Annotated in this window: 21 protein-coding genes; 7 read left to right on the top strand and 14 right to left on the bottom strand. The window is 37.0% G+C overall.

What is annotated here, in order from left to right; genetic code table 11:
• Positions 1 to 23: 23 nt before the first annotated feature.
• The 4 genes from AWV75_RS10315 to purN all read right to left on the bottom strand — a co-directional run bounded on the left by AWV75_RS10315 (position 24) and on the right by purN (position 4,601).
• Positions 24 to 1,922, bottom strand: coding sequence for a hypothetical protein (locus AWV75_RS10315; RefSeq protein ID WP_060874287.1), 1,899 nt, complete (start codon positions 1,920 to 1,922; stop codon positions 24 to 26).
• Positions 1,923 to 1,986: 64 nt separating this feature from the next.
• On the bottom strand, positions 1,987 to 2,913 hold the full coding sequence (locus AWV75_RS10320; RefSeq protein WP_060874288.1) for a PfkB family carbohydrate kinase: 927 nt from the start codon (positions 2,911 to 2,913) through the stop codon (positions 1,987 to 1,989).
• Positions 2,914 to 3,554: 641 nt separating this feature from the next.
• A complete protein-coding gene (rnhA, locus tag AWV75_RS10325; RefSeq protein WP_060874289.1) occupies positions 3,555 to 4,031 on the bottom strand; it encodes a ribonuclease HI in 477 nt (158 codons plus the stop codon).
• Positions 4,032 to 4,034: 3 nt separating this feature from the next.
• Complete coding sequence (gene purN, locus AWV75_RS10330) at positions 4,035 to 4,601, bottom strand: phosphoribosylglycinamide formyltransferase (RefSeq protein WP_060874290.1); 567 nt, start codon at positions 4,599 to 4,601, stop codon at positions 4,035 to 4,037.
• Between the two features lie 198 nt (positions 4,602 to 4,799).
• Here purN and AWV75_RS10335 point away from each other — a divergent pair, with 198 nt between their 5' ends.
• The 5 genes from AWV75_RS10335 (at position 4,800) to pyk (ending at position 9,267) form a co-directional block, all read left to right on the top strand.
• The gene (locus AWV75_RS10335) at positions 4,800 to 5,036 is read left to right on the top strand and encodes an acyl carrier protein (RefSeq protein ID WP_002988156.1); all 237 of its coding nucleotides are present in this window, start codon (positions 4,800 to 4,802) and stop codon (positions 5,034 to 5,036) included.
• A gap of 195 nt (positions 5,037 to 5,231) precedes the next feature.
• The gene (gene fabF, locus AWV75_RS10340) at positions 5,232 to 6,485 is read left to right on the top strand and encodes a beta-ketoacyl-ACP synthase II (protein WP_060874291.1); all 1,254 of its coding nucleotides are present in this window, start codon (positions 5,232 to 5,234) and stop codon (positions 6,483 to 6,485) included.
• A 13-nt stretch (positions 6,486 to 6,498) separates the two neighbouring features.
• Positions 6,499 to 7,245, top strand: a complete 747-nt coding sequence (rnc, locus tag AWV75_RS10345) for a ribonuclease III (protein ID WP_060874292.1) — start codon at positions 6,499 to 6,501, stop codon at positions 7,243 to 7,245.
• A 98-nt stretch (positions 7,246 to 7,343) separates the two neighbouring features.
• Positions 7,344 to 7,832, top strand: coding sequence for an IPExxxVDY family protein (locus AWV75_RS10350; RefSeq protein ID WP_002988166.1), 489 nt, complete (start codon positions 7,344 to 7,346; stop codon positions 7,830 to 7,832).
• A gap of 4 nt (positions 7,833 to 7,836) precedes the next feature.
• On the top strand, positions 7,837 to 9,267 hold the full coding sequence (gene pyk / locus AWV75_RS10355) for a pyruvate kinase (RefSeq protein ID WP_060874293.1): 1,431 nt from the start codon (positions 7,837 to 7,839) through the stop codon (positions 9,265 to 9,267).
• 295 nt (positions 9,268 to 9,562) lie between these two features.
• Here pyk and AWV75_RS10360 read toward each other — a convergent pair whose 3' ends face one another.
• The 9 genes from AWV75_RS10360 to dinB form a co-directional block, all read right to left on the bottom strand.
• A complete protein-coding gene (locus AWV75_RS10360; protein WP_060874294.1) occupies positions 9,563 to 10,213 on the bottom strand; it encodes an HD domain-containing protein in 651 nt (216 codons plus the stop codon).
• Between the two features lie 5 nt (positions 10,214 to 10,218).
• On the bottom strand, positions 10,219 to 11,217 hold the full coding sequence (locus AWV75_RS10365; protein ID WP_060874295.1) for an acyl-ACP desaturase: 999 nt from the start codon (positions 11,215 to 11,217) through the stop codon (positions 10,219 to 10,221).
• A gap of 77 nt (positions 11,218 to 11,294) precedes the next feature.
• A complete protein-coding gene (locus AWV75_RS10370) occupies positions 11,295 to 12,026 on the bottom strand; it encodes a lysophospholipid acyltransferase family protein (protein WP_060874296.1) in 732 nt (243 codons plus the stop codon).
• Positions 12,027 to 12,095: 69 nt separating this feature from the next.
• The gene (locus AWV75_RS10375) at positions 12,096 to 12,506 is read right to left on the bottom strand and encodes a BrxA/BrxB family bacilliredoxin (protein ID WP_002988179.1); all 411 of its coding nucleotides are present in this window, start codon (positions 12,504 to 12,506) and stop codon (positions 12,096 to 12,098) included.
• 91 nt (positions 12,507 to 12,597) lie between these two features.
• Complete coding sequence (locus tag AWV75_RS10380; protein WP_060874297.1) at positions 12,598 to 13,749, bottom strand: PepSY-associated TM helix domain-containing protein; 1,152 nt, start codon at positions 13,747 to 13,749, stop codon at positions 12,598 to 12,600.
• A gap of 98 nt (positions 13,750 to 13,847) precedes the next feature.
• Positions 13,848 to 16,286: a TonB-dependent receptor gene (locus tag AWV75_RS10385; RefSeq protein WP_060874298.1), complete on the bottom strand. Its 2,439-nt coding sequence runs from the start codon at positions 16,284 to 16,286 to the stop codon at positions 13,848 to 13,850.
• Positions 16,287 to 16,461: 175 nt separating this feature from the next.
• Positions 16,462 to 16,821 (bottom strand): YraN family protein, encoded by a 360-nt coding sequence (locus AWV75_RS10390; RefSeq protein ID WP_060874299.1) that lies wholly within the window; start codon positions 16,819 to 16,821, stop codon positions 16,462 to 16,464.
• Between the two features lie 9 nt (positions 16,822 to 16,830).
• Positions 16,831 to 17,733, bottom strand: a complete 903-nt coding sequence (locus tag AWV75_RS10395; protein WP_060874300.1) for a S66 peptidase family protein — start codon at positions 17,731 to 17,733, stop codon at positions 16,831 to 16,833.
• Between the two features lie 18 nt (positions 17,734 to 17,751).
• A complete protein-coding gene (dinB, locus tag AWV75_RS10400; RefSeq protein ID WP_060874301.1) occupies positions 17,752 to 18,825 on the bottom strand; it encodes a DNA polymerase IV in 1,074 nt (357 codons plus the stop codon).
• A gap of 213 nt (positions 18,826 to 19,038) precedes the next feature.
• On the opposite strand from dinB, the gene AWV75_RS10405 reads away from it, so the two are divergent.
• Positions 19,039 to 20,898 (top strand): monovalent cation:proton antiporter-2 (CPA2) family protein, encoded by a 1,860-nt coding sequence (locus AWV75_RS10405; RefSeq protein WP_060874302.1) that lies wholly within the window; start codon positions 19,039 to 19,041, stop codon positions 20,896 to 20,898.
• Between the two features lie 53 nt (positions 20,899 to 20,951).
• Here the strand turns inward: AWV75_RS10405 and AWV75_RS10410 are convergent, their stop codons facing one another.
• The gene (locus AWV75_RS10410) at positions 20,952 to 23,024 is read right to left on the bottom strand and encodes a site-specific recombinase (RefSeq protein ID WP_060874303.1); all 2,073 of its coding nucleotides are present in this window, start codon (positions 23,022 to 23,024) and stop codon (positions 20,952 to 20,954) included.
• 80 nt (positions 23,025 to 23,104) lie between these two features.
• Between AWV75_RS10410 and AWV75_RS10415 the strand changes: the two genes are divergently transcribed.
• Positions 23,105 to 23,575 (top strand): CYTH domain-containing protein, encoded by a 471-nt coding sequence (locus tag AWV75_RS10415; RefSeq protein ID WP_060874304.1) that lies wholly within the window; start codon positions 23,105 to 23,107, stop codon positions 23,573 to 23,575.
• The last annotated feature ends 64 nt before the right edge of the window (positions 23,576 to 23,639 follow it).

A 23,639-nucleotide genomic window follows, 5' to 3' on the forward strand; every position in this document is an offset into this window, starting at 1 on the left:
TTTTATATGAAAATTATTTTCTATTAATACGGTTTTTCATCTCTACCTTCGTAGTAGTTGATGAAGGCGCGGTTGACTACGCGGTTTCCTCCTTTTGTAGGATAATCTCCAGTAAAGTACCAATCCCCTAAGTTTTTCGGACACGCTTTGTGTAAGTTCTCGATTGATTGGAATACGATTTTGATTTCTGATTTAGTTCCTTCTTCTGTTACCATCTCTGCAATCTTAGCTGAAACTTCCTCATCTGTAAATGGCGCATAAATCTCTTTTACGTAGTTGACAACCTCGTCATCTTTTAAGCCTACTTGTGCTTTTGATTTTTGGTATACTTCTTCTACAATGTGGTACATATTGCGTTCTTTCAGCATTTCAATTACCGCTTGGAAAGCAATTAACCCTTCTAATTTTGCCATATCGATTCCGTAGCAATCGGGGTAACGCACTTGAGGTGCTGCAGAAACAACTACAATACGCTTCGGATTTAAACGATCCAACATGCGGATGATACTTTTCTTCAGTGTCGTTCCACGCACAATACTATCATCGATAATCACCAAGTTGTCCGTTGGTTTGATCACGCCATAGGTTACATCGTATACGTGTGCTACTAAATCATCACGACTGCTATCATCCGTAATAAACGTACGCAATTTTGCATCTTTAATTGCAATTTTCTCCGTGCGTAATTTTACAGATAAAATCTCTTGTAATTTCTCCTCTGTCAAAGCTTCCTTGTTCTTCAAGATATCCGAAATCTTGCGTTGATTCAAGAAATCTTGTGCTCCTTCAATCATTCCGAAGAACGATGTTTCTGATGTATTAGGAATATAAGAGAATACTGAATTATCGGTATCGTTTTCAATAATATCTAATACTTGAGGGAAGATAAACTTTCCTAAGTCTTTGCGTTCTTGGTAAATATCGGCATCATTTCCTCTTGAGAAATATACGCGTTCGAATGAACATGCTTTCAATGGAAGTGGTTCTAAGATTTGCTCAAAGTGTACACTTGCATCTTTCTTCACGATGATTGCTTGACCTGGAGTCAATTCTTTAATATCTTCGAAAGGCACATTCAAAGCCGTTTGAATCACAGGGCGCTCACTTGCAACAACAACGATTTCGTCATTTTCATAGTAGAATGCAGGGCGAATACCCGCTGGATCACGAAATACAAAAGCATCTCCATGACCTAACATTCCTGCCATAGTGAATCCGCCGTCCCAGTTTTTAGAAGCTCTTCTCAAGATACGAGCAATATCCAAACGCTCTCCAATAATTGGTGAAGCTGTTTTTTTCGAGAATCCTTCTTGTTTTATTTTGTAGTATAAATCATCGATTTCATCATCTAAGAAATGACCTATTTTCTCCATTACGGTAATGGTATCTGACATCTCTTTTGGATGTTGACCTAAGCGAACTAAATCGTCAAACAACTCTCTAACATTCGTTAAATTGAAGTTTCCAGCTACGATTAAGTTTCTGTGCATCCAATTGTTTTGACGTAAAAAAGGATGAACGCTTTCGATGCTATTTTTTCCAAAAGTTCCATAACGCACGTGACCTAAAAACACTTCTCCTAAATAAGGAATGTGTTTTTTTTGCAATTCAGCACTATCCGCATATTCTGGGTGTTCTTCCATTTCTGCATTAATGCGTCCATTGATTTGGGCAAAAATATCTTGAATCGGCTGTGCTTTATTTGAACGCACACGACTAATATAGCGTTCTCCTGGTTCCATATCGAGTTTAATACTCGCCAAACCAGCTCCATCTTGTCCTCTATTATGTTGTTTTTCTAATAACAAGTACATTTTTTGAATCGGGTAAAATGCACTCCCATATTTTTCTTTATAATAGGATAGAGGCTTTTTTAATCGTAAAAAAGCAATTCCACATTCGTGTTGTAGTGCGTCGCTCATAGTTAGTTGTGTTGTGTGTTATCATTAAAAAAAGCCCCACGACGAGGCTTAGTATGTTGCATGTTTATTTGAGTTCAATGTCGAACTGGGTTAACATTTTAAATTGCATTAATCTTTTTTTCATTTCGGCTTCTTCTAACTGCTCCATGCGCTGTGTTCCGAATTCTTCGACACAAAAGGAGGCTAAATTAGATCCAAAAATAATTGCGTTCTTCATACATTGAAAGGATATATTTCCTCTTTCTGTTAAGTACCCTGCAAATCCTCCTGCGAAAGTATCCCCTGCTCCGGTTGGATCGAATACTTCTTTTAGGGGTAATGCTGGAGCAAAGAAAACATCTTTCCCTGAAAACAACAAGGCGCCATGTTCTCCTTTTTTAATTACGACATACTGAGGTCCCATTTCATGAATCACTTCAGCCGCCTTTACCAAAGAATACTCTCCAGAAAGTTGACGTGCCTCTTCATCGTTAATTGTAATGACGTCGACGTGTTTCAAAACGGATTTGAGCTCATCTAACGCACAATTCATCCAAAAATTCATGGTATCTAACACCACTAGTTTCGGTTTTTGTTCCAATTGATCCAATACAGATTGCTGAATAGCGGGATGTAAATTCCCCAACATCACAACATCAGCATTTTTAAAATCAGAAGGAACGACAGGATTGAAATTCTCCAACACATTAAGCTGTGTGTCTAATGTATCTCTTGCGTTCAAATCGTTGTGGTATCTACCACTCCAAAAGAAGGTTTTACCGCCTGGAACTACTTCAATACCTGTTGTATTGATATTCTTACTTTCTAGTAATGCTATGTATTCTTTAGGAAAGTCATCCCCTACAACAGAAACGATAGCTGTTTCAACATCAAAATGCGAAGCAGATAGTCCTATATATGTAGCTGCACCTCCTAATACTTTGTCCGTTTTCCCGAATGGTGTTTCTATACTGTCAAACGCCACCGTTCCGACGATCAATAACTTGTTCATATTTTTGGAAAAGAAATAAGATGCAAATATATATCTTTCCTGATTTTAGACCAAAAATTAATCTTCTTTATTCTAAAATTAACTTATAGTCAATGCATTACAATTCAACCCTAGCTTATTTTCCATTCATACAAGAAGTAAAAACCGCCTTATTTTTCTAATAGTGAAGCACATATCCTTTCTTTCTCTGCGGGGATAAGCAACCAACCCAACAACAGATCGATGCCAATTATCTCAAGTACTTCAACCCTTTTAAACCGCTTTCACGCTATTTTTAATCCATCTTCAACCCAACCTATTCTCAACCTATTCCTAGCATACCCTAACATACTCCTAAGTATAGTATAAGAATATAGGGAGTTACCTTTGACATTCCTTCGGGTTTCCTTCGACATTCCTTCGACAAAAACCTCTTTTTCCGAAGGAATGTCGAAGGAAACTCAAAGGAAGGTCGAAGAAAAGAGAATAAACACGCAATGCTAAAGGGACTATTATTCCATTCAGAACACCTATTTCGCTTACATCTAACTACGAATAATGCCCTTACTAAAGTTTGTTTCAAGGGAAAAATCCGTGCCCTATCCCCATAAAAAAGGTTCAGCTGTTCTGCTAAACCTTTTTCTATCTTCATATTGTATGTTTTACTCTCTATTTTGCTCATAATATTCATCGATGAGCAACTCTTTTTGTTTGCCTGCTTGTACGGCTAAAAAATCGCAGCGCTCATTCATGGGGTGATTATTATGTCCTTTTACCCATTGAAAAGAAACCTGATGGCGTCTATAGATACGCAGAAAACGCATCCATAGGTCTGGGTTTTTCTTGTCTTTGAAATTTTTCTTCTCCCAACCAAATACCCATCCTTTGGTCACGGCATCTACTACATATTTAGAATCTGAAACCACCAACACACGTGTTTGTGGATTTTTCAGCTTTTCTAACCCAACAATTACCGCGAGTAATTCCATGCGGTTATTCGTTGTTAGTCGATACCCTTGTGCAAATTCCTTAAATACTTGATGTCCGGCCCATTCCAGCACCAAACCATATCCACCTGGTCCAGGATTTCCTTGTGCAGATCCATCGGTATATAAAATAACTTGAAAAGACTGACTCATTTATTATTTTTTAGCTAACAACTGTTCAATGACAATTGGAAAGTGTTTGTATTCTAAGGTTTGTACTGCTTTTGCGATATCTTCAGCTGTATAATGTGCTTCTACGGGAGTTGTTTCTTGTAAAATGATTGCGCCTTCGTCATAATTTTCATTGACAAAGTGAATCGTAATTCCCGTTTCTGGTTCTTTATTTGCCAAAACAGCTTCGTGAACAAAGTGTCCATACATCCCTTTGCCGCCATATTTAGGTAATAAGGCTGGATGAATGTTAATAACTTGATTGTGATATTTTTTTACTAAATCCTCAGGGAACTTCCACAAGAAGCCCGCCAAAACGATTAAATCTGGCTCGAAAGTTGCCAGTTTTTCTGCTAACTCGCCGTTATTCAGCTTATTTTTATCAAAAATATAAACTGGAACATTTCTTTTTTCAGCTTTTTCTATTACTTTAGCATGAGGGTTATTGACCAAAACGAGGTATTGGTTGACAATTGAATTATTCTCAAAGTAATTGATAATATTCTCCACGTTAGTCCCTGAACCAGAAGCGAATAGCGCTATTTTTTTCATGTTATAAGCAGTATTTAAGTTTTTAAAACACTTTATTTAAGTACAAAAAAAAGAATAATTACTGACAATAAACAGAAAAATAGTATTAAGTATTAATTATTTTTATAATTTCGCACTGACAATTAACATGTATAATCAGGATATAAAATAAAGTTTTTTATTTTTGCCCTAGGAAATTAAATTTTAAAATTAAAGATTATGTCAGACATTGCATCAAGAGTAAAAGCGATTATCGTTGACAAATTAGGAGTTGACGAGAACGAAGTTGTAGCAGAAGCAAGCTTCACTAATGATTTAGGAGCTGATTCACTAGACACTGTTGAGCTTATCATGGAGTTCGAAAAAGAATTCGATATTCAAATTCCAGATGATCAAGCTGAAAACATCGCTACAGTTGGTCAAGCTATCTCTTACATCGAAGAAGCTAAGAAGTAATAACTAATAACCCACGTGTTGTTAACAACACGTGGGCGTTATTATTTTCGGACATACCTGCTTATTTTAGAATAGAAAAAAGGACAGATTTACTAGTAAGTAATCTGATAAACAAATATAAAGCTACCCAATGTTTCCTTTTACAAAAGTGAAAAATTGGGTTTTTTTAACTTATTAAACCATAATATTTACTTTATGAAATTAAGGCGAGTTGTTGTAACAGGTTTAGGTGCTCTTACCCCAATCGGGAATAATATCCAAGAGTATTGGAACAGTCTTATTAATGGCGTAAGTGGAGCAGCTCCGATTACACATTTTGATGCTACCAATTTCAAAACCCAATTTGCGTGCGAAGTAAAGAATTTCAATGTAGAAGATTTTATTGATCGTAAAGAGGCACGTAAAATGGATCGATACGCTCAATTAGCCATGGTTAGTGCTGATGAAGCAGTTGTAGATTCTAAATTAGACTTAGAGAATATAGATAAAGATAGAGCTGGAGTTATTTGGGGTTCTGGAATCGGTGGATTAGAAACCTTCCAAAACGAGGTGACTGACTTCGTAAACGGAAATGGAACACCGAGATTCAATCCTTTCTTTATTCCAAAAATGATTGCAGATATTGCAGGAGGACATATTTCAATTAAATATGGCTTACGAGGACCAAACTTTACTACGGTATCGGCTTGTGCTTCGTCTACCAATGCAATTATCGATGCCTTCAACTACATTCGTTTAGGTATGGCGGACATCATGGTAACAGGAGGTTCTGAAGCAGCTGTAACGATTGCAGGAGTGGGTGGATTCAACGCAATGCACGCTTTATCAACAAGAAATGACAGCCCAGAAACAGCTTCTAGACCGATGGACAAAGACCGTGATGGTTTTGTATTGGGAGAAGGTGCTGGAGCATTAGTATTAGAAGAATACGAACACGCTGTTGCGCGTGGAGCGAAAATATACTGTGAAATTGGCGGTGGCGGAATGTCAGCAGATGCACATCACTTAACTGCACCACATCCAGAAGGATTAGGAGCAACAAACGTGATGAAAAACTGTTTGAGAGATGCAGGCCTTGAGCCAAAAGATGTTGATGTAGTAAACTTACACGGAACATCAACTCCACTAGGGGATATTGCTGAATCAAAAGCTATTTTAAACGTTTTTGGTGATCACGCTTATTCCATGAACCTAAACTCTACCAAATCTATGACAGGTCACCTTTTGGGAGCTGCAGGAGTGATAGAGGCAATCTCAGTAATCTTATCCATCGAGCATGGAATTGTACCTCCAACAATCAATCACTTTACAGATGATGATCAAGTGGATGCTAAATTAAACTTTACCTTCAACAAAGCGCAGAAAAGAGACGTGAAAGTAGGTATGAGTAATACATTTGGCTTCGGAGGACACAACGCTTGTGTATTAGTAAAAAAATTAGATATTTAAGCACGACAACGTAATGTTGAGTAACGTACTAAATAAGATATTTAAAAATTCCCGTTCAAATCAAAAGGACGGGAATTTTTGTCGTAAGATATCTCAAATCACCCTGACTAAGCCTTTGGATATCGCCTACTATAAACTAGCATTTACCCATCGTTCGATGAACATCGTTGATACTCAAGGAAATCCAATTAATTACGAACGATTAGAGTTTTTGGGTGATGCTATGCTCAATGCGGTAATTGCCTCGCATTTATATTTAGAGGTTCCCAGTGGAGACGAAGGGTATTTAACGAAAATGCGCTCTAAAATAGTAAGTAGAGAGAACTTAAACACAATTGGCAAAAGCTTGGGATTAATTGATATTGTTGAAAGCAAAATGGGCAATCAACAGTTCGGAGAAAACATCCATGGTAATATTTTAGAAGCCTTAATTGGGGCCATATACCTGGATCAAGGTTATCCTGCTTGTGAGAAATTTATCCATCAACGCTTAATTTCTACCATCACCGATATCCATGTCTTAGAAACGAAGATTACGAGCTATAAAAGTTTACTCATTGAATGGTGTCAGAAGACAAAACACACGTTTAAGTTTGATGCCTATGAGGAAACTACGAATGAAGATGTCAAGTATTTTGGTGTTAAACTATTCATTGACAATAAATTAATATCAAAAGGAAGAGCTACATCAAAGAAGAAAGCAGAAGAAAAAGCTTCGCAACGTGCGTATTTTGCGTTGCAAGAAAAAATAAACCATTAAATTGGGGAATCAATTAACATTTACTTAATCTTTCTTCTAAATATCTACATATTATTTGCATTATAAAAGTTGTATCTTTGTAACTAACGAATAAACAAATGGGACCAGTAGTTCTAAGATTAGAAGATTTTGAAGCTGAAAACTATAGTCTGATAGCGATTCACTCTTCGCGCAAAGAAGATTTTAAAGTTACCTATCTTATTAACACTATTCTAGGCCTTTATTTAGAACGCACATCGTATGATGTTGAAGTTGAAACGGATCAAGGCTTAGCTTCCTTCTCTTTATTTGAATACGACGATCCAGATTACCATGTATTGTGGAAATTGGTATCAAATAAAGCTTTTATACTTCCAGAGTCACAGATGGCTTCTCCCCTCTTTCAATATGTTGTTTCAACCATTAGCAAGCAAGGTTATCTCTTACCGGAACACAAAACGGTGGATTACTTTCTCAAAGTTGAAAATACAGATGAGCAGTTTGAGATTGGCACAGTCATTGAAAAATTAAAATCAATAAAAGTAATTTCTACAGCATACGAAATCCGAGTAGAAGCGATCAAATCGAAAAACAACCTAATTTTTTAAAAATATGGTAGCAAAAAAAAGAACAAAAATTGTAGCAACGTTAGGTCCTGCATCAGGAACAAAAGAAGTGTTGCACAACATGATTAAAGCAGGTGTAAATGTATTTAGAATTAATTTCTCCCATGCAGATTACGCCGATGTACAAGAGAAAATCGACATCATTCGAGAATTAAATAAAGAATACGGTTACACCACGTCAATTTTAGGAGACTTACAAGGCCCTAAATTGCGTGTGGGAATTATGGCAGAAGATGTAGTGGTTCACCCTGGTGATATGATTACATTTTCAACAAAAGAAGAGTTCAAAGGAGACGCAAAACGCGTTTACATGAACTACAAGCAATTCCCTAATGATGTAAACAAAGGAGAAACTATTTTATTAGACGATGGTAAATTGATCTTTGAAGTAGTATCGACAAACAATACAGATGAAGTTGTTGCCAAAGTAATCCAAGGAGGTCCTTTGAAATCGAAAAAAGGAGTAAACCTTCCGATGACCAAGGTTTCATTACCTGCCTTAACGGAAAAAGACATCAATGACGCTATTTTTGCAATTAAAGCACAAGTGGATTGGTTGGCGTTATCTTTCGTTAGAACACCTGAGGATTTATTGGATTTACAAGAAATTGTAAAACAACATTCAGAGCACAAAATTCCAATTGTTGCGAAAATTGAAAAACCGGAAGCGGTTAAAAACATCAATAAATTAGTTGCTTATTGTGATGGATTGATGGTGGCTCGTGGAGATTTAGGTGTTGAAATTCCAGCTCAAGAAGTTCCACTTATTCAAAAACAATTAGTACAAATCGCTAAAAATGCTAGAATCCCAGTAATCATCGCAACACAGATGATGGAAACGATGATTTCTAGTTTAACACCGACAAGAGCGGAGGTAAACGACGTAGCAAACTCGGTCATGGATGGTGCAGATGCTGTAATGTTATCAGGAGAAACTTCTGTAGGTAGTTACCCAGTACAAGTAATTGAGAAAATGACACAAATTATTCAAAGTGTTGAAAATTCTCCATTAATCAATGTACCGCAAAGTCCACCGACAATTAAGACCAATCGTTATATCACGAAAAACATTTGTTATCACGCTGCATTAATGGCGAATGACATTGAGGCAAAAGCTATTTGTACGTTGACAAACAGTGGATACACTGCTTTCCAGATTTCTGCTTGGAGACCTAACAGTGACATTCTTGTTTTCACGTCAAATAAACGCATTTTAACGCAGTTAAACCTATTATGGGGAGTCCAGGCTTACTACTACGACAAATACGTAAGCACAGACGAAACAATTGAAGATATCAACAATATGGTGGTGGAAAAGAAACACGCTGCAAAAGGAGATATGGTGATCAACCTAGCTGCAATGCCAATCATCGATAAAGGAATGGTAAATACCTTGAGAATATCTGAGATTAAGTAATTGAAGGGTTATGAGTGAAGGGTTATCAGATATGAGTGAAATCGAAACGCATTGTTTTTCTAAATAGTCTAGATTTTCCTTTCATCACTAAATCGTACAACTTCACAAACAAAATGAAAGTGAATTGCACTTTTCTCTTATAAGAAGAATAAATCGAAAGGCACGTTAATGCCGATTAGCTATAAAAAAAGCGGAATCCAAAAGGATTCCGCTTTTTTATTTATTTTTTATAAGCTGGGGATTGGTTACTAGTTAACGGTGAACCGTAAACTGTAAACCGTGAGCCATCTAACCCCTACTTCTCCCCTTGCCACTCTGCGTAAAAACGAGCTAAGAAATCTTCCATATAACGGTGTCGATCCTCTGCCATTTTCTTTCCTGCTTCGGTGTGCATAAGATCTTTCAACAACAGCAATTTCTCATAGAAATGATTAATTGACGTTCCTTTATGTGCTTTATATTCTTCTTTGGTCATGCCAAATCGAGGGGCTTGCTCTGGATCGTGAATCGGATTATTTTGAAATCCTCCATAATTAAAAACACGTGTTATCCCAATTGCGCCAATCGCATCTAATCGATCCGCATCTTGTACAATTTGCAATTCCTTCGACGTGAACTTTTGATCAAAATTTCCACCTTTGAACGAGATGTTTTCAATACCCTTGACAACATGATCAACCACTTCGGGTACATAGTCTAGCGATTCCAACCATTCTTTGGCTTTACGAGGTCCGATGGTTTCATCTCCCTTGTGGAACTTACTATCAGCAATATCGTGAAGTAAAGCAATTAATTGCACCACTTCGACCTGAGCTTCAGGTTCGAATTTTAAAATATTGATCGCATTATTGTATACGCGTTCGATATGGAACCAATCATGTCCGCCTTCGGCATGCTTCAGCTCCTCTTTAACATAGGCAATAGTTGCTTCAATCTTCTTACTCATTCAATTTATTTAATTAGAGCGGGTTGTACCCATTTAAAGATATGTGGATCTTTTCCAATACTCATTCGTTCTGCTACACGTAACATACGAGCCGGTAACTTCATCAGGTATTCTCTCGATTTTTCTGCTTCATCCGTCAACCCTGTTAAGTTTGCAATTTGCCAACGGTTAATTAATTTCTGCATGATTTCCACATAATCAATCGCTGTATATACACCAATACGCTGTGCTGAATCAGAGAATAATTCAAATGCATCCCCCATTTTTCCTCCTGATTCTCTGATAAGGTTTGCAGGCATAGTGATTTTTCGTTTCATCATGTCTACAAATGCCAATAGCATTTCACTTGGGTCTACTTTAAAAATTCGATCTACGAATTCAGAATAAGCATGGTGGTGACGCATTTCATCTCCAGCAATTAAACGACAGATCTTCGATAATTTATGATCTCCATACTGTTTAGCTAATTTCGCTACACGATTGTGTGAAATGTACGTAGCTAACTCTTGGAAACTTGTAAATACGAAGTTTTTATAGGGGTCTCTATCTGTTCCAGGATCAAACCCATCATTTAATAAATATTGCGTTGTAATTTCAACCTCGCGCATATTCACACGTCCAGATAGATAAAGGTATTTATTCAATAAATCTCCATGGCGATTCTCTTCTCCCGTCCAATGGCGAATCCATTTTGCCCATCCATTTCCGTTCTCACCTTCTTTTTGATTTACTCCTTCTACATCCATTAACCAAGATTCATATGTAGGTAATGCTTCTTCTGTAATGGTATCACCAACCAAAACTACCCAAAAATCATACGGTAATTCTTTGGCATATTCTCTCAATTCTTTGACATCCTCTAAAAATGTTTCACTTTCCGAATTCGGCAGTAAATCAGAAGGTTGCCAAATTTTCTCCACAGGTATTAGATAATCATCAACGAAGCTATCTATATTTTTTTCCAAGAAGTGCATCACTTCTAAACGAACATTGTGTGTTGACATTTCAATTAGTTTTTACATCGCAACTAGCTCTTCGGTTTGGTTTAGTTTGTTTGGGAGTAACTGCGAGAATTAGTATTTTATTCTATTTTAGACTTTACGGCTGCCTCTGTTTTAGCGAAGAGTTCTTCAAAAGAATAATCGCTAATTTTCATTGGTTTGTGTGCATAAAGGCTAATTTTGGCTCCTAATCCTAAGGGAAATTTTCCAAATCGAAACAATTTCCATGAATTATTAATAGTCAAGGGGACAAGATAAGCATCTGGTGAAAACTTACATAACATTTTAACCCCATTTTCTGAAAAACGTTTGGGGTGTCCGTCACGGCTTCTTGTTCCTTCAGGAAAGATAACAGCAGCCCGGTTGTATTTTGAAATATATTGACCTAATCCGCGAATAACGGTTAGGGCTTGTTTAGCATCTTTTCGATCAATTAATACCGATCCTCCATGTTTTAAGTTATACGATACACTCGGGATTCCTTGTCCCAATTCTTTTTTACTAACGAATTTGGGATGATTTTGTTTAAAGAACCAAATAATCATCGGGATATCAAACATACTCTGATGATTTGAAACGAAGACAATGGGTTTATCGGTAGGAAGTTCTTCTTCCTTTGATACGCGATAAGTAGTACCTAAAATACCTGTACACAGCATAATCCACCACACCATAGCATCCACCACTTTCTTGTGGGCTTTATAACCAAAAAGGTTAAATGCTAGCCATTGTAGTCCATGAAAAAAAAGGAGTACAAGTAGTAAACAGATAACGAATAGTACAGATAACGGATATGAAATTATTTTTTGCATTAGCTCAATGTATATCTTGAGCAAATATACACTTTAAAAAAAAACCACCTTATAGAAGGTGGTCTCTTTTTAGCAATATTCTTTGTATGCGTCGATTAAATTTTCAGCAATCAACTCTGCAGGATTACCTTCAATATGGTGTCTCTCTAACATGTGAACTAATTCTCCGTCTTTAAACAAAGCCATAGAAGGCGAAGATGGCGGGAAAGGGAACATGTGTTGACGTGCTGCATCAACAGCATCTTTATCAACTCCAGCAAATACAGTTACGATTTGCGCTGGTTTCTTTTCTCCATTTAAACTCATGATTGCTCCTGGACGTGCATTACGCGCCGCACAACCACAAACTGAGTTTACCACTACTAATGTAGTTCCTTCTTTACTTAAAGCAGCTTCTACTTCGTCTGCTGTATATAATGCTGAAAATCCTGCATCAACTAACTCTTGACGCATTGGTTTTACTATTTCTTCTGGATACATACTATTACCTTTAATTAAAAATTGTAATAACAAAGTTACACTTTTTCTCTTATTTTGCCCAAATTCAATGCTAAAGTATTCCCAACATGCACTAGGTTGCTTTTTTGGGTTTCTTTTTCATTTTATTCAACCAAATAAAAATTCCTGTAATCGGCAATGAAGTTGCTATTAAACAGGTTATGAAGTAGATGACCTTAGAGAACAATCCGTAAATATCTCCAAAGTGTAACGCTCGAATTGAGCCTGCTACTTTCTCTCCAATCGTTTTATCTGCAAAGATTTCTTTTTTGATTACCGCTCCAGAATACTGATCGATAAACACGCGGTCATTCACCGTTTCATTCCATCTTGCCAATTCATTTTTATTTACCTCATACGCGCCAACTTCATCTTTTGGCAAGTTTATCGCAAGCGTACGGTAGTCATACTCCATTTCTTTATTTGCAATGGCCAGTGCCTCTTCTAAACTAATCGTCTGCTTGTCTTGTACAACAGACTCTGGTTTTACTTCATCGCGTCCACCAAAAACCTTAGTCCCCAATACAGCACTCAACCCATTTCTATACCATTCAAATGACCAACACAAGCCCGTTAACGACATAATCAAAACAATCAATAACGTATAAAACCCGAGGGTGTTGTGTAAATCGTGGTTGATGCGCTTCCAATTGGCATTGAATTTAATTTTGAATCCAGGTTTAATGCTTTTCCACCCTTTAATTTTCTTTGGAAACCACAAGATTAATCCTGAGATTGAAAGAAAACAAAAGATAATGGTTGCAATTCCAACGATTGGTCTTCCAATTGACGAATCAAGTAGTAACCAACGGTGCAATTTGAAAACAGTCATAAAAAATTCATCTCCAGGTCCTTTTCCTTTCCCCAAGACTTCTCCTGTATACGGATTTACATGAACCGCATCTGGGCGTTTTCCCTCTTCACCAGTGCTTACTGAAAACACATAAGGTTTGCTTTCATTACTCACCATAGTGACGCGTTGTACTTTCCCTTGGGTAGCGGTTTCCACTAGCTGCACTAATTCCGCTACTGGTTTACTTTGTCCGGTGCCTTTATCTGTAACTTGATAACGTGCAGGCTCCATCCAATCCTGGATTTCAGTCTTGAACGTATAGATCGTACCGGTTAAACAAACAACAAACAATACAAGCGAACTTGCGATACCCAACCACAAGTGTAGGTCATTCATCAATTTGCGAAAAGGAGAGGTCTTCTTTGTTTTCATATGGACATTCAAAAACGAACAAACACGATTTTATATCATAAAACCGTGTTTGTACTTATTATTATTTCAATTATAATGACACTAATTAAAGGGAAATTCTAGAATCTATACGTCAATTGTGCTGCAAAATTTCGAGGTGAAATTTCGTTGATATAGCCTCCTCTGAAATAAGACGTGTATCCTCTTTCGTTGAAAAGGTTATTCATAAACACACTTAAAGTCGCGTTTTTGTAAGTATAAGCTGCTTGTGCATTCACTGTAGTGTAGCTAGGCATATCAAATGGTCTTACGTTTACGTTTGTATTGTGGCTATTATCTAAAGTTCTGCTGTATTCATTAACTGGACGTTTTCCAACAAAGTAAACTCCAGCACTCAATGATAATCCGTTTAATGTACCTTGATCAAATTTATAGCTTACCCATCCGTTTGCTGTATGCTCTGGTGCATTCATTGGCGCAGAACCATCAACATATTGTGGGCTATCTTGGTATCTTGCATATAAGTTAGCATATCCTAACATTACCTCTAAGTTGTTGGTAATTTTACCGTTGATTTCCAACTCAAATCCATTGCGTTTTAAATCTCCAGCTAAGATGCTTTCCGTTTTTGATTGCTCATTTGTTACTGGATCAATATAAGGCGCAACTAAATTACTTTGGTTGATGAAGAAGTAAGTAAAGTTCACTCCTAAATGGTCATTATACCAATTTGATTTGAAACCAAACTCAAATTGTTTGATATCTGATGCTCCTGCATATCCACCACCGTGTAATAATTTATTGGATTGTCTCAAACTACTTGTTGTCGTATAAGAGGCAAATGTGCTAATATTTTCTTGTGGTTTGAAGATTAATCCCAACATTGGGTTCCAACGATCTACCGTAGCATTTTCTGTTGTATTACCATTCAAACGGCTGTAACGCAATCCTAACATTGCACTTAATTTATCACCAATAGCGATATAATCTTGTGCCATGAATCCGATTGTTGGTGACATTGTTCTTGTTGTAGCAATATCTCCGTAGATGATGTTATCTGGCAATGTATTGTCAATTGGACCTAATACGTTGATATCACTTCTGAAATCAACTAAAGCATCGTTTCCTTGTTTGTCTTTCCCCCAAACTTTTCCTACTGCAGAACCCGCGATTGTTTTCGTTTGTCTGTAGTCAAATCCAATTTGGAAGGTATGTTTTAAAATACCCGTGAAGATATCTTTTCCGATTAAATCGGCTTGGAATACTGAGTTATAATCGTCTGATTGTCCTTGAGAAACTGTGCGTTTAATATCGCCATATTTACTCCAATCGTCTCCAATTTCTTTTTTCGGTAAAACAGTTGTTACGTTTGTCGAACGACCATTTTCATTGTAAATAGAAGCCGTGTAAGATGTTCTGAAGCTCAATTTCTCTGTTAATTGTCTTTCGAAACGAGCAACATAGTTTTGCATGGTAATTTTCTTAGAGTCTCCTTTGAAACCTAAGAATTTATTATGTGGCATTTTGTATAACTCATTTGCATAATCTGGACCTAAGTTTACAGTTCCTTTGTCTGTCACATAATCTCCATTTAAGTAATCCATTTCAACCGTTAACTTAGTTTTGCTATCGATTTTCCATGTTAGGGATGGGTTGATGTAAAAATGTTCGTTATTTACATACGTTCTCCATCCGTCATTTCTTTCGTATGCTCCGTTGAAGCGGAAAGAAACAGTTTCTTTTTTATCTAATACTTGTTCGAAGTCAACTGTTGGTCTCACTTGACCATAGCTTCCAACTCTGAAACCTACTTCTCTGTGATTTTTGAAGTTTGGCGTTTTAGTGACCATATTGATCACTCCACCTGCAGCACCTAAACCGTTTCCGATTCCTTGTAATACAGCAGCTGAACCTTTAATAACCTCAACACTTTCAATTCCTTGCATATCCGCAATCGCTGAAGCGGTTCTAAAGTCAGAATCCATTCCAACCCCATTTCTCAATACAGGTGTTCCTCTGAATCCGCGGATTGACATACTCTCTGCAGGTCCACCATATGTAGAGAACTGAGTTACCCCTGCTACGTTACGTGCTGCATCTGTAATAGTCAAAGCTCCTTGTTCTTTAATTACGTGTTCAGAAACAATGCTAATAGATTGTACTTGATCTTGTAATCCCAGTGGTAAACGCGTGATATACTGAAGATTTTTTACGTTTTTGTTGCTTCTACCATACACTGTGATATTCTCTAATTGGCTATCAGCCACTAAAAGGAAATTCACAATTTCTTCGTTTTTAGCTAGGGTGATTTCTCTTTGAGAAGTTGAATATCCCACAAAAGAAGCTTTCATTGTGTGCTTTCCTTTTTGAATATTATTCAATTTGAACTCCCCGTTCTCATTGGTTTGAACAGCTGTTTGCCCATCTCCCAATACAACTGTTGCGAAAGGTAATGGTTTATTAACCTCATCTACAACTCTTCCTTTGATTGTGATGTTTTGAGCGAAACTTACCATTACTCCACAAATGGTAACTAACAATGTAGTATACGTCTTCATTCTGAATCTGTGTTATTTAGACTTATTAAAAACGCCACAAATGTAAAGTGATTCTAAATAATCCGCAAATTTTATTTAGACTTTTTTTACATAAGAATTTTGAAGGAAAATCATCAAATAGACTTCCTTTTTAAAAAATCGATAAAACATCAACTAAAATTTGGGCTTTTTCTGCTCAAAACCAATAAAAAGCTTGCTCAATATGCTCAATTTCAGGAACAGACTTTTTTATACTAATAGCTACTATATCGAAGCGAACCTCTTCTTTTCGCTTAAATTGTGTGGTAAAAGCATCTGCTGCAGTGATTAATCGTTGGATCTGTGGGTTCTTTAAAAACTCTTGAGGCAAACCAAAATCAGTAGTGCTTCTGGTTTTAACTTCAACAAAAACCAAAAAAGAATCTATCTCTGCAATGATATCTACTTCTGCTCTTCTATACTTCCAGTTCCTAGCAATGATTTCATACCCTTTATCTTGTAAAAAGTCAACCGCTAAATCCTCTCCTAACTTGCCTAATTCATTTGTTTTGCTCATATTTTCTGTTTAACTAAAAGCGACAGTCACCTGATTGTCTTGTGCTTCTAGTTCAACAATAGTGCCCAATTTTAATGCCCAATTGGAAGCACCATGTCCTGCTGGGAAATTAAATACCACAGGATAATTATAGTCTTTCACAGCATCTAGAATAATTTCTTGTGCATTGTAGCCAAACGGAATCGAATTATCGTGCATATCTGTCATTCCTCCTACAATAAGCCCTGCTAAATCCCGTAGCATTCCATTTCGTTTGAGGTTGTGCATCATGCGATCTACATGATATAAATACTCATCCAAATCTTCAATAAATAAAATTTTACCTTTGGTTTCTATACTAGAAACAGAACCCAGTACACTATAGAGAATAGAAAGATTACCGCCTACGATTTCCGCTTTCGCTTTTCCGTTTCTATTTCCAACAGCGGCAGAAATGCTATAGGATAAAGGCAAACCAAATAGCGCCTTATACAAAGATGTTTTAGATTCTTCTTTCGCTAAGGGAACACTGAACGCCATAATACCGTGAATTGTAGCTACCCCCAAGTTGTGCACATGGCTGTGTAAAGTAGTAACATCACTGAATCCAACAATCCACTTCGGCTGTTGAGCGAATGATGAAAAATCAATTGAATCAATAATACGCACCGTCCCATATCCTCCTCTTGCACACCAGATCGCTTTAATTTCGGGATCTTTCAATTGCGCATTAAAATCCGCAATTCGCTCAGCATCTGTTCCACCTAATTGAAAATTATCTAAGCCGATTGTTTGTCCTAAAACCACTTGCAATCCCCAAGACTCTAAAAGAGCCACAGCGGGTTTTGCTTCTTCGATTGAAAATTTTCTAGCGGTGCAGACGATTGCCACTTTATCACCTTTTTGCAAATAGGGAGGTATAGTATAACTCATGGTTGAATATATTCAGATTTAAAAATCAAATCGCAGCTGTACAGCTACGGGTTTCTTCGCTACTTTTCTATTGTTTAAATTACTCAAAGATACGCCAATCAGACGCACTGAATTTTGTAATTTTTCTTGGTAGAGCAATTCTTTAGCACAATCCAGGATAATTCCCGCATCGGCAATAAAATAGGGAAACGTTGTACTTCGCGTTTGCTGTACAAAGTCGGCATACTTTATCTTCAAGGTAATTGTTTTACCTGCCAAACCTTGTTTTCTCAAGCGCAGACTCAACTCTTCTACAATGTGATTAAGCTTATTTTCCAAGTACACTTCTGAGCTCAAATTTTCATCAAATGTACGTTCGGTTCCAACGGATTTGATTAATCGATCTGGACTAACAGGAGAATTGTGAATCCCGCGAACAATATAATAATATGCCTTTCCAGCTTTACCAAAATTTTCTTCGAGAAAGTCTATGGATTTTGCCTTCAAATCACGTCCTGTAAAAATACCGAAATGATACATGCGATCTGCGGTCTTCTTACCGATACCAAAAAACTTTTTTATCTCTAGAGCCTCTAGGAATGCTTCTACTTCTTCAGGGTTAATCGTCTTTTGCCCATTGGGCTTATTGTAATCACTCGCCACCTTAGCCAAAAATTTATTAATCGAAATTCCTGCAGAAGCTGTTAATTGGGTGCGTTCAAAAATTTTTTGCCGAATCTCCTGTGCAATTAAGGTGGCACTAGGACAACCGATTTTATTTTCAGTTACATCCAAAAAAGCTTCATCTAACGCGAGAGGCTCGACTAAGTCGGTATATTCGTGGAATACCATCCGAATCTGCCTTGAAATCTCCTTGTAGCGATCAAAACGAGGTGGTACAAAAATCAGGTGTGGACATTTCTTTTTCGCCAATATCCCACTCATTGCACTTCTAACGCCATACTGACGTGCTTCGTAGCTCGCTGCTGCAACCACTCCTCTTTCGCTACTTCCCCCCACGACAATAGCCTTCCCTCTTAATTCGGGATTATCTAATTGTTCTACCGAGGCGTAAAACGCATCCATATCAATATGTATGATTTTTCGATTCATCTTAAGGCTAGTTGGGTCAAAATTAATTGAAAAAATTCAGTTTATATTCCTAAAAAAAATATCGTTTTTTTTTAACTTTTCCATGCAAATCAAAGCTGTATTACGTAAATTTGTATGTATTTCAAATACTTTTTGAGTAAGTATGCATTATTTGTAACAAACAAACGTTATAGTTATCATACTGTTATTTAATTCAAAAAATACAATCATAAAATGAATGATTTTTTAGCACAGGCCTTTATTTTTTTATTTGCCGCAGTAATTTGTGTTCTCATTTCTAAGAAATTAGGAATGGGGTCTGTCTTAGGCTATTTATTTGCCGGAGTTTTAATTGGGCCTTTTGTTTTAGGTTTTGTTGGGAAAGATGGAGCTGATATTATGCATGCAACCGAGTTTGGAGTTGTCATGATGTTATTTCTTGTTGGGCTCGAACTTGATCCCAAAGAGTTTTGGAAAATCCGGAAAGAAATTATCGGGCTGGGAACCGCCCAAGCATTAGGTACTACCCTTATAACCACAGCCGTCTGTTACTTTGCCCTCCACCTTGGGATTGGAACCTCTATTACTATTGGATTTGTGGTAACCATGTCCTCTACGGCTATTATTTTACAAACCATTTCTGAAAAGGGACTTAATAAATCGAATGTAGGAAAATCGAGTTTTGCTGTATTACTCTTCCAGGATATTATGGTAATTCCAGTTATGGCGTTGATTCCGCTATTGGCTGTTTCTAAAAAAATACCAATCTCAACTACACATAGCAGTATGCTTGATGGTCAACCTGTACTCATGAAAACCATGGCTATATTGGGGGCTATTACTGTTATTTTCTTGGTTGGAAACTATATTGTCAATCCGCTGTTTAAATCCGTAGGGCGTTTACAAATACGCGAAATTTATACTGCTTCTGCTTTATTACTTGTGATTGGTGTATCCTTATTAATGCAACAAGTAGGACTGAGTCCTGCCTTAGGTGCATTTATTGCAGGTGTAGTTTTAGCAAATAACCCTTATAAACATCAATTAGAAAGTGATATTGAGCCATTCAAGGCTCTCTTGCTCGGTATCTTCTTTATTGCGGTAGGATCAACCATTAATTTTGGGATTATCGCTGCTGAACCGCTTATTATTCTTTCGTTATTAGTAGGCTCTATGGCAATCAAAGCGATTGTTTTATTTGCTATTGGTAAATGGAAGAAATTCCCTAAAGATCAATCATTCCTATTTGCTATTTTACTCTCTCAGATTGGAGAATTTGCCTTTGTAATTTTAGCCTTAGGAAAAACCATTAATATCATTGACCAAACGTGGTATGATTACCTCTTGGCAACAACGGCATTATCCATGGTCGTAACACCTATTTTAATGTTGCTCAACGAAAAGTGGATTAGTCCTTATTTAGGCTTAACCGCTTCGCCTAAGAATGATCAACCTTATGATGATTTATCTCACATCAGTGCGGATAAAAAAATCATCATTGCTGGATTTGGAGACTTTGGAAATACGATTGGACGTTTATTACAAGCAAATGACATTCCTACTTTAGTATTGGACAACGATGCTGAGCGCGTGGATCACTTGCGCAAATTAGGATTTAATGTCTACTATGGGGATGCTACTTCCATCAATATTTTAAAATCTATTGGGGTAGAAAAGGCTGATTATGTTATTGCAGCCATGGATCCACCTGATGTGAACCAACACTTAGTTGAAATATTACACAAAAACTTCCCTAATGTTGAAGTTATCATTCGCGCTAAGAACAGAAAGAATGCGTACGAATATTTACAAGATGGCTTTACGGAAGTCTATAGAGAAAACTTCTTTACGGCTGTTTATGTTGGATCAGTGATGCTAGAGAAATTGGGATTAAGCCATGAGGATGCGAGAACACAAAGTGAATTATTCATCCGAAGTGACCGTGCTTCCTTGAGAAAATTGGCAAAGAACATTCACAATTTAGAAGACTACATCACGGTATCTCGACTCGAGTTTGAGCAACAATCTGAATTATTAAAAGAAAGTTTGCGTCACAAAAGAGAAACTAAAGACACTGCAGATGCTACTGATTAAATACAAAAAGGGAGCGGTCAATGACCACTCCCTTTTTTATTTCATCGTTGTGATTACTTTTTATCTGGAGTTTTTTCCGTTGTTACTTCAGCCGTATTTCCTGTTGGAATAAAGAATTCCATTGGAAAGCTTTTAAAGTATTTCAACACAGCCAAAGCAAGTTCTCTCGTCTCTTTAAATGGAATATTTCGAGAGCGGAAAGCCAATAGAATGGATAAACCAAAACTCACAATAAAGTTCATGAATCCAATCAACCACATTCCGATAAATGCCCACACTAAAAGTGAGGTTGGCGCTTCAAATCCTGATCCATAGAATCCAATGGCGATATTTCCACTGACAAAGGTAATGTGTCGAATATCGATATCTAGACCAATGAAGGTTCCAATCGCTCCACATGTACCCATAAATAGACCAAAGCAAATATTCGAGGCAATACCCGGCCATTTGGTATCTACCCAATTGGCGATTTTTGTCGAACGTTGAAGCCCAAAATTATATTTCAACCAAGGATGTTCTTGTATACGGTAAAAAACGCGGTTGTGCTTATTTCTGTTGGATACATTACCCGAGATAATACCAGACAAGAATAAGAAAATACCAGCAATACCTGCATGAAACAACGCTTTTGATTCGATTGGATCGGCGTCAATAAGCATGCCTCTCCATTCTTTTTGAGCTAGGTTTACCTCAAATACCGAATCAAATCCCCACATCAATAACAAAGCAATCGGAAAAGCTAAAATTACGTTTCCGATAAAGGCAATAAACTGAGAGCGCACTAATCGCGCAAATAATTTAGCAAAGCCAATGTGCTTATTCGCACTGTCTACGTGTTGTTTTTGTCCATCTTCAATGGCTTTAATAATCGCAGCAGCCGTCATCGCGGGTTGCTTCGTTGCTAAAGTAAAGCCGAGCAGATAGATTAAACAGAATCCTAAGGCATAATTCAAGCTATACAGCATGGCATGGCCAAAAATACTAGCATCCAGCTTATGTGCTAATAACTTGAGAATACACATAAAACCAACAATGATACCTGCTCCCATGGATCCTCTAAACATATGCCAATACTCTCCTGCGGTTTTGGTTATGTAATGTTCTCCTGTTTTGGCGGTATGTTGTGTAATTTCGTAGGAAATCAACTGGGTACTTTCCTTAATTAATCCTGATACGTTGTATTTATAACAGTTGTATCCGATTAATTTACGTGCCAATTCAATGGTGTTTTTTTTCTTTTCTAAGGCAGTGTCTTCTCCTTCAATAATGATGAGTGAAAGCAAAACGTCAACTCGCTGCAATTGCTGTCTTAGGCGTAATAAACTTTGGTTCACCTTAATCGAGATTCCATATTTAGAACTGTTCTTAAAGGCTTGGTTGACAAAATCCAAACATTGTTTGTGAAAGATTTTAATTTGCTTGCAATTGATATCGCTAAGTGTCAAATAACTGATATTTCCTTTTAGTATACTGGAAGCCACTTCCATAAACTCTTTTTCTAAAGCCAAAAACGGGCTTTCAAAGTGAGAATACTCTGGTACCATGCTAATAATCGAACTTTCCATCGCTCTACCACTCATGCGTTGCGTAATTAGCCCAATAGAGTTCAACAACTCGCCCATAACAGACTCGTCAGAAATATTAGTAAAGATGTCCATGAAGTTCAACTGTTCAAATAGTTCTAACAGCTGTTCTTCTGGGATCAAATCAACCCATGCCGCATCGGTATGTTTGTAAAACACTTGGTTTAATACATACTCATAGGTATCTTTTTCGGGTTGATATGGTAAAACTTTCGCCCATAAACGCTTTTTAACTTCATAGAAGAAATCAGAATCTTGTAAAATTCCTGCATCTGAAATCATACGGCTGAAACGTCTATTAGAAAGGATTTCTTTCAAATATTCAATCAGGGCTAATCGTTCGACTTCGTGGGTTTTTAAATAAGATGTAAAAGAATCTATGGAAACTCGATTTGTTTTTTTTATATTTCGCGGTCGAAAAATATGTACAAGATCGACTAAAAATGAAATATCTTCACTTGTATATATTTTACCATCAACTACATATTTATTAAAAAGCTCCTCAATTCCTTGAGGTGATTGCAATATGTATCTTAATTTCATTTAAAAATATATTTTTTTCTTAACAGTTGAATAGAAATGACTAAAACTTGGCATAAATTTACGCCTTTATTTTATATCCTATGATTGAAATCGAAAGAAAATTTCTTACTAAACGTACAAATTTTGAAACTTTAGCGCATTCGAAAAATACAATTGCGCAAGGATACCTCAATAGTGATGCGGAACGCACGGTTCGCATTCGCTTAAAGAATGACAAGGGTTATATTACCATCAAGGGAAAAAGTAACGCTGCGGGAACCTCGCGTTTTGAATGGGAAAAAGAAATCGACTTCAAAGAAGCAGAAGCTTTATTAGCCTTATGTGAAGACCATGTTATTTCGAAAACGCGCTACCTTATTCCTGTAGGATCTCACACCTTTGAGGTGGATGTCTTTCACGGCAAAAACGAAGGGCTAATTGTAGCTGAAGTGGAACTTCAGGATGAAAATGAACGTTTTGAAAAACCAGATTGGCTAGGCGAAGAGGTTACAGGGCAATTGGAATATTACAATTCCTATTTATCCAAGCATCCTTTTTCTACTTGGAAATAAAAGGCGATAAATCCTCGTCTTACCTATAAAAAAGTAAGCCCCTATTGATTGAGTATCAATAGGG

The organism is Myroides odoratus, from assembly GCF_001549985.1.
Lineage (GTDB): Bacteria > Bacteroidota > Bacteroidia > Flavobacteriales > Flavobacteriaceae > Flavobacterium > Flavobacterium odoratum_A.